General features: G+C 72.0%; 12 protein-coding genes. 9 read left to right on the forward strand and 3 right to left on the reverse strand.

The genetic code is table 11. The features are described 5' to 3' along the window. Position 1 precedes the first annotated feature (1 nt). The 7 genes from ligA to D3272_RS16330 all read left to right on the forward strand — a co-directional run bounded on the left by ligA (position 2) and on the right by D3272_RS16330 (position 7,626). A complete protein-coding gene (ligA, locus tag D3272_RS16300; protein ID WP_129220267.1) occupies positions 2-2,179 on the forward strand; it encodes an NAD-dependent DNA ligase LigA in 2,178 nt (725 codons plus the stop codon). 164 nt (positions 2,180-2,343) lie between these two features. Next, positions 2,344-3,072: a hypothetical protein gene (locus D3272_RS27690; protein WP_207210228.1), complete on the forward strand. Its 729-nt coding sequence runs from the start codon at positions 2,344-2,346 to the stop codon at positions 3,070-3,072. A 242-nt stretch (positions 3,073-3,314) separates the two neighbouring features. Continuing rightward, positions 3,315-4,799: a carbohydrate porin gene (locus D3272_RS16310; protein ID WP_129220268.1), complete on the forward strand. Its 1,485-nt coding sequence runs from the start codon at positions 3,315-3,317 to the stop codon at positions 4,797-4,799. A 73-nt stretch (positions 4,800-4,872) separates the two neighbouring features. Then, positions 4,873-5,250, forward strand: coding sequence for a hypothetical protein (locus D3272_RS16315; RefSeq protein ID WP_129220269.1), 378 nt, complete (start codon positions 4,873-4,875; stop codon positions 5,248-5,250). Between the two features lie 40 nt (positions 5,251-5,290). Further along, complete coding sequence (locus tag D3272_RS16320) at positions 5,291-6,115, forward strand: hypothetical protein (protein ID WP_207210229.1); 825 nt, start codon at positions 5,291-5,293, stop codon at positions 6,113-6,115. Between the two features lie 519 nt (positions 6,116-6,634). Next, positions 6,635-7,009, forward strand: coding sequence for a septal ring lytic transglycosylase RlpA family protein (locus D3272_RS16325; RefSeq protein WP_428978000.1), 375 nt, complete (start codon positions 6,635-6,637; stop codon positions 7,007-7,009). A 416-nt stretch (positions 7,010-7,425) separates the two neighbouring features. Then, positions 7,426-7,626, forward strand: a complete 201-nt coding sequence (locus D3272_RS16330) for a hypothetical protein (RefSeq protein ID WP_129220271.1) — start codon at positions 7,426-7,428, stop codon at positions 7,624-7,626. A gap of 121 nt (positions 7,627-7,747) precedes the next feature. Here the strand turns inward: D3272_RS16330 and D3272_RS16335 are convergent, their stop codons facing one another. From D3272_RS16335 to D3272_RS16345, 3 genes are all read right to left on the reverse strand, one after another. Further along, positions 7,748-8,677, reverse strand: coding sequence for a 50S ribosomal protein L11 methyltransferase (locus tag D3272_RS16335; RefSeq protein ID WP_129220272.1), 930 nt, complete (start codon positions 8,675-8,677; stop codon positions 7,748-7,750). A gap of 86 nt (positions 8,678-8,763) precedes the next feature. Continuing rightward, positions 8,764-8,952, reverse strand: a complete 189-nt coding sequence (locus D3272_RS16340) for a hypothetical protein (protein WP_129220273.1) — start codon at positions 8,950-8,952, stop codon at positions 8,764-8,766. Positions 8,953-9,252: 300 nt separating this feature from the next. Further along, a complete protein-coding gene (locus D3272_RS16345) occupies positions 9,253-9,585 on the reverse strand; it encodes a four-helix bundle copper-binding protein (RefSeq protein WP_129220274.1) in 333 nt (110 codons plus the stop codon). A gap of 225 nt (positions 9,586-9,810) precedes the next feature. Between D3272_RS16345 and D3272_RS16350 the strand changes: the two genes are divergently transcribed. Both D3272_RS16350 and D3272_RS16355 read left to right on the forward strand, forming a co-directional pair. Then, the gene (locus D3272_RS16350) at positions 9,811-11,166 is read left to right on the forward strand and encodes a M16 family metallopeptidase (protein WP_129220275.1); all 1,356 of its coding nucleotides are present in this window, start codon (positions 9,811-9,813) and stop codon (positions 11,164-11,166) included. Positions 11,167-11,237: 71 nt separating this feature from the next. Beyond that, on the forward strand, positions 11,238-12,518 hold the full coding sequence (locus D3272_RS16355) for a M16 family metallopeptidase (RefSeq protein WP_129220276.1): 1,281 nt from the start codon (positions 11,238-11,240) through the stop codon (positions 12,516-12,518). Positions 12,519-12,581: the final 63 nt, after the last annotated feature.

Raw genomic sequence — 12,581 nt, forward strand, 5'->3', positions numbered from 1 at the left:
CATGACCGACCCCAACGACCCGTCCGCCCCCCTGCCCGCGTCCCTGCGCCAGGCCCGCCCCGAGCACGCGCGCCTCGCCGCCGCGATCGCCGCGCATGACATCGCCTACCATGGCGAGGACGCCCCGACGATCTCGGACGCCGACTACGATGCGCTCAGGCGTCGACTCGTCGCCCTCGAGACGGCGTTCCCGGGCCTCGCGACGCCGACCGGCCCCGGCGCCACCGTCGGGGCCAAGCCGTCGGAGAAGTTCGCGTCGATCCGCCACGCCGTGCCGATGCTGTCGCTCGGCAACGTCTTCGCCGACGCCGACGTGGCGGAATTCGACGCGCGGGTGCGCCGCTTCCTCGGCCTCGCCCCGGACGCCCCCCTCGCCATCACGGCCGAGCCGAAGATCGACGGCCTGTCGTGCTCGCTGCGCTACGAGGGCGGCCGCCTCGTGCAGGCGGCGACGCGGGGCGACGGGTTCGCCGGCGAGGACGTGACCGCCAATGTCCGCACCGTCGCCAGCATCCCGAACGACCTCCGCGGCGAGGACGTGCCGGCCGTGCTGGAGGTGCGCGGCGAGGTCTTCATGACCAAGCCCGATTTCGCCGCCCTCAACGCCCGGCAGGCCGAGGCCGGGCGCCCGCCCTTCGCCAACCCGCGCAATGCCGCGGCCGGTTCGCTGCGCCAGCTCGACCCTGCCGTGACGGCCGCCCGCCCCCTGCAGTTCTTCGCCTATGCCTGGGGCGAGCATTCCGGGCTGCCGGCCGCGACCCAGTTCGACATGATCGCGGCCTTCGCGCGCTTCGGCCTGCCGACGAACCCGCTGACGGCGCTCTGCCACTCGGCCGCGGAGCTCCTCGACCGGTATCGCGCCATCGAGGCGCAGCGGGCGGCGCTGCCCTACGACATCGACGGCGTCGTCTACAAGGTGGACGACCTCAAGCTGCAGGAACGGCTCGGCTTCGTGTCCCGCGCGCCGCGCTGGGCCGTGGCCCACAAGTTCCCGGCCGAACGGGCCACCACCACGCTGCTCGGCATCGACATCCAGGTCGGCCGCACCGGCTCGCTGACGCCGGTGGCCAAGCTCGCGCCCGTCACGGTCGGGGGCGTCGTGGTGGAGAATGCCACGCTCCACAACGAGGACGAGATCGCCCGCAAGGACGTGCGGGTCGGCGACACCGTGCAGGTGCAACGGGCCGGCGACGTCATCCCGCAGATCGTCGCGGTCGTGGCCGAGCTGCGCCCGCCCGAGGCCGTGCCCTTCCGTTTCCCCGACACCTGCCCGGCCTGCGGCTCGGCGGCGGTGCGGGAGGTCGACGAGAAGACCGGCGAAGCCGACGTCGTGCGCCGTTGCACGGGCGGCCTCGTCTGCCCGGCCCAGGCCGTCGAGCGGCTGCGCCATTTCGCGTCCCGCAACGCCTTCGACATCGAGGGCCTGGGCGACAAGCAGATCGCGCTGTTCTACGCCGAGGGGCTCATCAGGACGCCGTCCGACATCTTCGCCCTGGAGGAGCGGGACGCCACGGGCCTCACGCGCCTCGCCAACCGCGACGGGTTCGGGGCGACCTCGGTGCGCAACCTGTTCTCCGCCATCGCGGCCCGGCGCCGCATCGCGCTGAACCGCTTCCTCTTCGCGCTCGGCATCCGCCGGGTGGGCGAGACCAACTCTAAGCGGCTGGCGCGCCACTTCGGCACGATCGAGGCCGTGCGGGCGGCGGCGCGCGCCGCCGCCGAGCCCGATGGCGAGGGTCGCGCCGAACTCCACGCCATCGACGGCCTGGGCGACACCGTGGCCGAAGCGCTGGCCGATTTCTTCGCCGAACCGCACAACGAGGAGGAGGTCGACCGCCTGCTCGCCGCCATCACGGTCGAACCCATGGAGGTGGCGGCGGCGGCGAGCCCCATCAGCGGCAAGACCATCGTGTTCACGGGATCGCTGGAGCGCATGACGCGCGACGAGGCCAAGGCGCGGGCCGAGGCGCTCGGCGCCAAGGTGTCGGGCTCGGTCTCGAAGAAGACCGACATCGTCGTGGCGGGGCCGGGCGCCGGCAGCAAGGAAAAGAAGGCGCGCGAACTCGGCCTCGACGTGATCAGCGAAGACCACTGGATGGCCCTCGCCAGCGGCGAGGCGCCGCAGTCGAGCCGCGATGAAGCGACAGTCGAACCGGGACAGGATCCCGACGGCGATTGAGGTTCGACTCAGCTTTACTCGAAGTCAGGGGGTGGATCCGACGCGTTTGTCTGTCTTTTGCGGTTATCGTGGCGGCGATGGTCATGTCGCAGGGCTGGTATGAGGAACCAAGGGCGAGCAGCCTGCATTGATCGAGACAAGGCGCGACTCCAGGACAAGGCACGATGAACACGATCTCTTTCGGCTCCTACGGAGCCACCTTCAAGAAGGCGGCCACGGCCGGCCTTGCAGCCCTGTCGCTCGGCGCCATGGTGATGGCGACGACCGACCGGGCCGAGGCCCGCGGCTTCGGCGGCGGCGGCGGCGTTTTCCGGGCGGGCGGGTTCCACGGCGGCTTCGGCCGCGGTGGTTTCGGCCGCGGTGGGTTCGGCGGCGGCTTCGGTCGCGGCGGCTTCGGCGGGTTTCGGGGTGGCTTCGGCGGCTTCCGCGGCGGCTACGGCCGTTTCGCCGGCTTCCGGGGCGGCTATCGCGGCATCGGAATCGGCCGCTATGGATACCGGGGGTTCGGCTATCGCCGCTTCGGTTACGGCCTGCCGCTCGCGGTCGGGCTCGGCCTGGGTTACGGGGCAGCCTACGGCTACGGCTATCCGTACGGCGGTTACGGCTACGGCTACACGGACGGTGGCTATGGCGATGCCGGCTATGGCTATGGCGATGCCGGCTACGCCGGGCAGGGCTACGCTGGACAGGGCTACGCCGGGCAGGGCTACGCTGGACAGGGCTACGCCGGGCAGGGTTATGGCAATGCCAGCTATGCCGGACAGGGCTATGCCGGGCAGGGGTACGACGAAGGCTACGGCTCGGAATATCGCGGGCGTCGTCGCGGGGTCTATTCTTGCAACCCCTACACGGAACGCCACACCCGCTTGGAGCGGAAGGCCTGCCGTTACTGAATAGCGGTCGCGGCCGCCCTTCGAGCACCTGAGACAGGGGCGGCCCGAGGGCCGCCCCTTTTTGCGTCACGCGCGCGGGTCCGCTGTGGCAGCCCGGGTGATGCCACGGCGCCACAGGCGGGACGGGACGCGACGCCGCCCCTTCGACCGCGGCCGTGGCGCTGTTCCCATCGCCGCCGACGGCGGCTAGACCGGGCCTCTCGACGGCGCCTCCCTGCGCCGATCATGGGGCGCGAAGGGCCATGGGGAGGGATTCCGGTCTCGTGGCGTCGGCCAGCGTGGCGTTCTGCCTCGGCACGCTGTGCCTTGGGATGACGGCGGCCGGGGCGCAGCAGCCCGCGGCGGTACCTCCCGCCGCACCGACCGGTGCCGGCAACCTGCCCGACCTCGGCGGGACGGCGCAGACCTCCGGCCAACCCGCCGCCCAGGGCACGCCCGAACAGGGCAATCCCAGCATCCAGTCCTCGCTCGGCCCCCTCGGCGATCCGGGCGGGATCCGCGCCGCGCTGGCGGGGCGCGGCATCACCTACAGCCTCGTCGGCATCGGCGAGATGCTGGGCAACCCGACGGGCGGCGCGCGCCAGGGCATCGTCGGCGAGGGGCGCCTCGACCTCCAGGTCGACGTCGACCTCGCCACCGCCCTGGGCCTCGACGGCGCGAGGCTGCATGCCAACGGCTACAAGATCTTCGGCGACGGCCTCGGGCGCAACGACCTCTTCAGCCTGTCGCTGCCGAGCGGGATCGAGGCCCTGCCGTCGACGCGCCTCTACGAAGCCTGGGTGGAGCAGACCGGCCTCGACGGCAAGGTCGCCCTCAAGGTCGGGCAGATCGGCGCCGACACCGAGTTCCTGGTCAGCCAATATGCCAACCTGTTCATCAACGCGACCTTCGGCTGGCCCAACCTCACCACCTACGACCTGCCGAGCGGCGGGCCCGCCTATCCGCTGGCGGCGACCGGCCTCCGACTGAAACTCGCGCCCGACCCGCATTGGACCGTCCTGGCCGCCGTCTTCGACGGGGATCCCGCGGGCGCGGCGCGCCTGGGAGCCGCCACCGACCCACAGATCCTCGACCGCCACGGCACGTCCTTCCGCCTGACCGACCGGCCCTTCACCATCGCGGAATCGGCCTATGCCTACGGCGACAGGCAGGGCGCCGTGCTGCCGGGCCTGGTCAAGCTCGGGGGCTGGCAGCATTTCGGCGACTTCGCCGCCACGATCCCGACGGCGGCCGGGCTGACGCTCGGCTCGGGCACGGGCCGGCTGCAGGGCAACCACGGCCTCTACGGCCTCGTGGACCAGATGATCGCCCGCCTGCCCGGCTCGGACGACGGTGCCGTCGGCGTCTTCGCCCGGCTCGCAGGCGCGCCCGGAGACCGCAACCTCGTCTCCCTCTACGCCGATGCCGGCATCACGGCGAAGGGGTTCCTCGCCAGCCGGCCGGACGACAGCCTGGGCCTCTCCTTCGCCGTCACCCGCCTGTCCCCTGCGGCGCGGCAGACCGACCGGGCCGAGGCGGCGCTGCTGGGCAGCGCCTACCCGATCCGCTCGCGCGAGATGCTGGTCGAGGCCACCTACCAGGCCGAGGTGGTCCCGGGCTTCACGCTGCAGCCCGACGTCCAGTATGTGATGCGCCCCGGCGGCGGCATCCCCGACCCGCTGAGCCCGGACGGCGCGCCGATCCGCGACGCCCTGGTGTTGGGGCTGCGCGCCACCGTGCAATATTAGGCCGGCGCCGGCCCGCGGAACCCCGCGGCGGCCGGCGCCATTGATGCAGCGTCCCACGCAGAGGGAGGACGCTATGCGCATCCTGGCCATATCGGCGGCAGCCACGCTGCTCGCCCTGGGCGCGGCCGCCGCCCAGACCGACCCAGCCCCCAACAACGCCGCGCCCCCGCGCGGCACCGGCCCCTCCAACGAACCCATCAACCCCGCCGGCAACGCCGCCTCCGGCGTGAACGCTTCGGGCACCATCCGCACCGTGGCGATGGCCGACCTCGCCCAGGGCGCCAACAGCTTCACCGAGGCCCAGGCCCGAGCCCGCATCGCGAGCGCCGGCTTCACCAACCCGACCGGGCTCGCCCAGGACCCCGGCGGCATCTGGCGCGGCCACGCCGAACGGGAGGGCCGCACCGTGGATGTCGGCTTCGACTACAAGGGCCAGATCGCCTTCCAGTGATCGTCAGCGCCCGACCCGCAACCTTCAGGAGTTCATGCCCATGGCGACCCAGACCTTGACGGCGCTGTTCGACCGCTACGACGACGCCGCTGCGGCGGTGCGGCGGCTCGAGGAGGCCGGCGTGCCCCACGCCCATATCAGCCTCGTGTCCAACGATGCCGCCCACAGCCAATATTACGGCGCCGTGCCGGGCGATGCCGACCCGATGCCCGATGCCCCGGTGAGCGGCACGGGTGCCGGCGCCTCGCTCGGCACGCTGCTGGGCGGCGGCGCCGGGCTGCTCGCCGGCCTCGGCCTGTTGGCCATCCCCGGCCTCGGCCCCGTGGTGGCGGCGGGCTGGCTCGCCGCGACCCTGGTGGGCGCCGGCGTCGGCGCGGCCGCCGGCGGCCTCGTCGGGTCGTTGACCGACATCGGCGTCAGCGAAGACGACGCCCACGCCTATGCCGAGGGCATCCAACGCGGCGGCACACTGCTGACCGTGAAGGCCGACCCGGCCATGGCGGACCGGATCAGCGATATCCTGGACCACGATTCCGCCGTGGACCTCGCGGAGCGATCCGGCACCTGGCGCGGCCAGGGCTGGGACGGCAGCTACGCGGGTCGCGGCACCGTCACGGGCGAGGCGGTCTTCACCGATCCCACCATGCTGGCACCCGGCGCCCCGGCAGGAGCGACGCCGGCCATCGACGCGCCCGCGGCGGGATCCCGCGTGGGCAATGGGCTCGCGGCCGGCCTCGAACGGGACGGCGCCGTCGTCCCGCCGGACGACCTCGGCCGCGGCCCCCGGCCCGTGCCCCCACGCACCGCCGCGCCGGATGCGACCCGGGAGGTGCGGAGCCGCGTCCGGATCTACGATCAGCCCTGATCGGGCGGCGGGCGGAGCTGCTCCGCTGCGCTCGAAGATGCTCGCGAAGCCGATTCGGCGCCCGCCTGGGCCGGCGCCGAACCGACACCTGCGGCAGGATGTCGCTAAATTTCATGGGAACTCGGGCCTTTGCGACGTGATGCCGTCGTATCTGAACGATCGTTCATGTCGTCCCATCCGGCTTTGAGCCGCCGTTCTGAGCCCGGATCGGCGCCGTTCGGGCGTTTCGCCGGCCCCGCGCCGTTTCTTGAACTCTGCCTGAGCCGAGCGGCCCGGCGACTGTCCTATTTTGGCAACAGCTTGGCGTGGCAAGTCCCGTCAAATATTGCTCCTGCCCCGGCAGTATAGTTTCGGCTGCCGCTCCATGGCGCCAACAGCCCGCCCTGCACCAGATCGGCAGCGAAGATCAAGCGGCTGCGCCCGGTTGTAGAGCCGGATCTGTACGAGGCGATTTCGGCCCCACATTGTCGCCCCAAACCGACCTATGTTGCCGACCCGTTCGCAACGGAACGGGAAAAACTGATAGTGACACTCAAGGACATCGTGCTGCCAGCCCTCGTCTTGGCGACCGCGTTCACCGGCACCGCGGCGGAAGCCCGCGGCTTCCGGACGGCCTCGGGCGCCGGCCTGGCATCATGGTATGGGCCCGGCTTCGGCGGGCACCGGACGGCCAGTGGCGAGCGGTTCAACGGCGGCGCGCTCACGGCGGCACACCGGTCCCTGCCTTTCGGCTCGCGCGTGCTCGTCACCAGCCGCCGCACCGGCCGGTCCGTCGTGGTCCGCATCAACGACCGTGGTCCCTATGTGGGCGGCCGTGTCATCGACCTGACCGCGGCGGCGTCCCGGGCCCTCGGCATGAACGGCACCGAGCCCGTGACCCTCGCTAGGCTCTGAAGCGGAACGTCCTGTCCGGTTCCCGCCGCCTGAAGCAGCATCGGCTTTGTCGGGATCGCCTCGGCGACAGCATGCCGAAGAGCCTGCTCCCGTTTCGAAGCTGGGGCGAACCCGGCGAAGGCGCTCCCGCTGGCGAGCGCGGCAGGAGGCGCGGTGGCGGGACCGTCACCGGAGCGTGACAAAGGCGTCACAAAGCTCCGCGCGATCGGAATGCCTGCCCTGCCGCGCTGCAGAAACGGGCATTTGTGCGATGCAATATGCGCCGTTCGGCTTATCTTGAGGTCACACGATACCGGAAGGCACCGTGGACGGCGTCGCTCCCCGTCGGTGGAGGACGCCATCAGACATCCACGAGCGGATGGGCAGGGCACCCGATACGGGGCTCCGCCCGCCGCCGCACCGACACGAAGAAGAACATGAGAACCATCGCCAAACTCGCCCATTTGGGCACCCAGGGCGGGCGCTTCCCGCTCCTCGACGTCATCGACAATGTGAAGCGCGTCCTGAGCGCCGCCGCCGACCGCCGCTCGACCCGCCCGCTTCAGGACCTGGACGGCTGGTCCGACCAGGCCGAAGTCGCCTATTACGAGGACTGCCGGGCCTGCCGCTGCCTGTGATCGCGGCTCGAGCGCCGTCGCCGTCCCGCTGAGGCCGCGAGCCTCTGGCGGGCGGTCGGCGACACGGGCGGGTTCTGCAGCGCGAGCCCGTTCACGGGCGCGAGGCGCAGCACCGCTTCGATCAAGGCCCCGGAGGCGCCAACCGCTTGCGCAGCGTCAGCGTGGCCCAGCCTTCGAGTTCGGCACGGCGCACCAGCGCGAAGCCCTGCGTGCCATAGGCCGACAGGATGCCGGGCGTGTCGCGCGGCAACAGCCCCGACAGGATGACGTCGGCGCCCGGAGCGGCGTGGGCCGCGATGGCCGGCGCCAGGGCCCGCAAGGGCCTGGCCAGGATGTTGGCCAGGATCAGGTCGTAGGGCGCCTGCCGCCGCAGCGTCGGATGGGCGAGACCGGCCGCCACGACGGGACGGATGTGGGGGCCGACGCCGTTCAGGGCGGCATTGGCGCGCGCGGCGCGGACCGCGACGGCATCGAGGTCGCCGCAGAAGATCTCTCGCTTGAGGGCCTTGGCCGCCGCCATGGCGAGCACGCCGGTGCCGGTGCCGAGGTCGACGATGCGGCGCGGGCGCCGGCGCTTCAACACGGCATCGAGCGCCAGGAGGCAGCCGCGCGTCGTGCCATGGTGGCCGGTCCCGAAAGCCAGGGCCGCCTCGATCTCGAGGGCGAGGTCGTTCGACCGCACGTCGTCGCGGTCGTGGCTGCCGTGCACCAGGAAGCGCCCGGCCCTCACCGGCGCGAGGCCGGTCAGCGAGCGCTGCACCCAATCCTGCTGGGCGATCTCCTCGGTCACCATGGCGGCGGCCAGGTCTTCGCCCATCGTGTCGGCGATGAGGGCCCGGATGGCGTTCTCGTCGACGCTGCGGCCGAAGTAGATCTCGACGATCCAGGGTTTGGGATCGAGGGGGCTGGCTTCGTCCTCGAAGGAGGCCGCGGCCGTCTCGGCGGGGTCGAAGACCTCCATCACGAAATCGGCGGCCATGCGGGCCCGGTTCTCGTCGCAGGAGAACCGCAGCAGTTGCGCGGCGTCGTTGGGAGGGAGGCCTTCGAGCATGCCCGCGGCTAGCACGGCGCGGCACCGGTGTCACCCGCGCCGCGCCAGAGGTCGATCGGGGGCGGTGTCCGCCCCGTCGGACCGGCTTACTTGCCCTTCTTCTTCGCCATGTGGTGGCCGACCGCGCAGCCGGCGGCGGCGCCGAGCAGGCCATGGTGGCCGGCCATGTGGCCGGCGACGCCGCCCGCGGCCGCGCCCGTGAGGCAGCCCGCCGAAGCGACGTTGACGGAACCCACGAGAGCGAGGGCGGCGACGGACAGGATGAGGCTACGCATGGCGGAACTCCTTCTGTGGGACAGGGGCCGCGGGATCCGCGGCGATGGCGCCTTCGCCGACGGCGAAACCGCCCCCTTCTCGTCACGACAACGTGCAGACCCGGCAAGCGTTCGCCGGCCGGCGCGAATTCCCGGTCGCCGCGAGCGAGGTGCCGGCCGCGACACGCGCTGCCCCCCGAACGGGGCCTGGAGGCCGGCGCCACGGCGGCATCGGCTTTCTCCGAGTCGCCTCGACGACCCCGAGCCGACGACACTGCCCTCGATCCGAGCGGGAGCGGATCCTCCGCAGGAGTAAGCGCCCTAGGCCGCCATGCCGCTGCAGGACTCGGCGCAGCGACGGCAGGCCGCCACGCACTCGTCCATATCGCCGACCCGCTCGCAGCTGTCGGCGCACAGGCGGCAGATTTCGGCGCATTCCCCGGCGAGATGCCGTGCGTGCGGCGAGCCGAGGATCATGAAATGCGCGTGGGTCCGGCACATTTCCGAGCAGGACAGCATCAGCCGCATGTGCTCCTGCTCGACGTGGGCGCCCCCGACCGCGAGGCAGTGGTTGGTGGCCATGCCGAGGCAGATGCCGTAGCAGGCGAGGCAGGCTTCGATGCAGGCGCGGGTCTCGGGCGACGGTCTCGCCATGGGGTAGCTCCTCGGTTGCCGGGGTCGGACGGATCCCTCCCGCACCGAACCCGCGGGGGTCCGCGCAGGTTCGTCCCGACCGGGCCCGCGACCCTGCGGGCCTGGACATTCTGACAAGAATTGTCACATTGGGCGGGAGAACCCGCCCCCAAGGCGGGCTCGGGTCCGCGGGGAGGATTGGCTCGGCGGACGCCGCCGACCCCTCCAGCGCGTAGACCCCGACCCATGTCTCCTGCCGCTCCGCTTTCCCCATCCGCCCTGGGTCTCAACCTCGCCGCGAGCGAGGGCACAACCGGCACCGGCCCGAACATCAGGACCGGGCGCCTCGCCAACGGCCTCGAGATCGTGGTGATCCCGGACCATCGCGCCCCGGTCGTGACCCACATGGTGTGGTACCGCAACGGCTCGGCCGACGACCCGGTGGGCAAGTCCGGCATCGCGCATTTCCTCGAGCACCTGATGTTCAAGGGGACCGCCACCCACCCGCAGGGACGCTTCTCCGAAACCGTCGCGGAACTGGGCGGGCAGGAGAATGCCTTCACATCCAACGACTACACGGCCTATTTCCAGCGCATCGCCAAGGAACACCTCGGCACGCTGATGGGCTTCGAGGCCGATCGCATGACCGGCCTCGTCCTGTCCGACGCCGTCGTCGACCCCGAGCGGGACGTCGTGCTGGAGGAGCGCCGCATGCGCACCGACACCGACCCGTCCCAGCAGCTGTCGGAAGCCGTGCAGGCGACGCTCTTCTCCAGCCACCCCTACGGCAAACCGATCATCGGCTGGAAGCACGAGATCGAGACGCTCGATCGGCGCGACGCCCTCGCCTACTACAGCCGCTTCTACACCCCCGAGAACGCCATCCTGATCGTCGCCGGCGACGTCGACTTCGACGAGGTGAAGCGCCTCGCCGAGGACAGCTACGGCAGGATCGAGGCCCGCGGCGAGGCACCGGTGCGCCGGCGCCCGCAGGAGCCGCCGCCCCATGCCCACCGGCTCGTCACGCTGGCGGATCCCAAGGTCGAGCAGCCCAGCGCCCAGCGCGTCTACCTCGTGCCCTCCTACCGGACCGGCGGCCGCGACGCGATGGCGCTCGAAGTGCTGGCGCACCATCTCGGCGGCGGCCAAACCTCGATGCTGTACCGCGCCCTGGTGCTGGAGCAGCGGATCGCGGTAGCGGCCGGGGCCTACTACATGGGCACGTCGCTCGACGACACGCGCTTCTACGTCTGGGCCATGCCGGGCGAGGGCGTGACGCTCGAAGCGCTGGATGCCGCCGTGGACGGCGTGGTGGCCGAGGTCGCCACGACGCTGGCGGAGGCGGGCGACCTCGCCCGCGCCAAGACGCGGCTCATCGCCGACGCCGTCTACGCCCAGGACAGCCAGGCGACGCTGGCGCGGTGGTACGGCGCCGCGCTGACGACGGGGCTGACCGCCGAGGACGTGGCCGGCTGGCCGGACGGCATCGAGGCCGTGACGGCCGAGGACGTGCGCGACGCCGCCGCCGCCTGGCTGTCGAAGAAGCGCGCCGTGACGGGCTTCCTGCTGCCCGAGGCCGAGCCGGGCAGCGACGCCGCCTGACACGCCCACCACCCTGCCCACCGGCGCGGCCCGCCCGCGCCGGCCTCCGCTTCTCGCGTTTCGGATCCGTCATGACTGCCTATGCCGCCACCCAGCCCGTGTCCCGCGCCGCGACCGTGCAGAAGGTCCGTTCGCCGGGGGGGATCGAGGCCTGGCTGGTCGAGGACTATGCGGTGCCGCTCGTCGCCGTCGACTTCTCCTTCAAGGGCGGCGCCGCCCAGGACCCGACGGCCAAGGCCGGGGTGGCCGCCATGATGGCGAGCCTCCTCGACGAGGGGGCCGGGGACATGGACTCCGAGCATTTCCATCGCGCGCTCGACGACCGCGCCATCGAGATCTCGTTCGGGGCCGATCGCGACGCCGTTTCGGGCCGGCTGAAGACGCTGAGCCGCTCGGTGGACGAGGCCTTCGACCTGCTGCGCCTCGCCATGACGTCGCCGCGCTTCGACGCCGACGCCGTCGATCGGGTGCGCGCCCAGATCACGGCCGGATTCCGGCGCGAAGCCAAGGACCCGGATGCGCTGGCGGGCCGGGGCTGGCGCGAAGCCGCCTTCCCGGGCCATCCCTACGGGCTCGCCGTGCGGGGCACGGCCGAGACGCTCGCCGGCGTCGGGCGCGGCGACCTCGTCGAGGCCTATCGCGGCGCGCTCGTGCGCCGCGACCTCAAGATCGCGGTCGTGGGCGCCATCGACGCCGCCAAGCTCGGAGGGCTTCTCGACCGGGCCTTCGGCGACCTGCCGGCCACCGGCGACCTCGTCGCGGTGGCGCCCGTGCTGGTGGCGGCCGGCGGGCGGCCCCAGGTCATCGACCTCGACATCCCGCAGTCGACCATCCGCTTCGGCCTGCCCGGCATCCCGCGCCGCGACCCCGACCACATGGCCGCCGTCGTGGTGAACCACATCCTGGGCGGCGGCGTCTTCTCCGCCCGGCTGTTCCGCGAGGTGCGCGAGAAGCGCGGCCTCGCCTATTCGGTCTATTCCCACCTGTCGACCTTCGAGCGCACCGCCATCTTCGGCGGCGGCACCTCGACCAAGAACGAGCGCGCCAAGGAATCGCTCGACGTCATCGGCCAGCAGATCGACGAACTCGCCACCGACGGGCCGACCGAGGAGGAACTCGACAAGGCCAAGAAGTTCCTGACCGGCTCCTACGCGCTGCGCTTCGACACGTCGCTGAAGATCGCCAGCCAGCTCGTCAACCTGCAGACCGAGGGCTTCGACGTGGCCTATCTCGACGAGCGCAACGGCATGATCGAGGCCGTGACGCTGGCGGATGCCAAGCGCGTCGGCGCCCGCATGCTGGGCGCCGGCCCGTTGCTGGTGACCGTGGTGGGGCGGCCCGAGGGGCTGTGAGGCGGGGCGGGCCGGGGGGCGGAGCGCTGCCCCGGCCCGCGATCGGGATTGTTAAGCTTCGCA

The sequence above is a fragment of the Lichenibacterium ramalinae genome, assembly GCF_004137085.1.
Classification (GTDB): domain Bacteria; phylum Pseudomonadota; class Alphaproteobacteria; order Rhizobiales; family Beijerinckiaceae; genus Lichenihabitans; species Lichenihabitans ramalinae.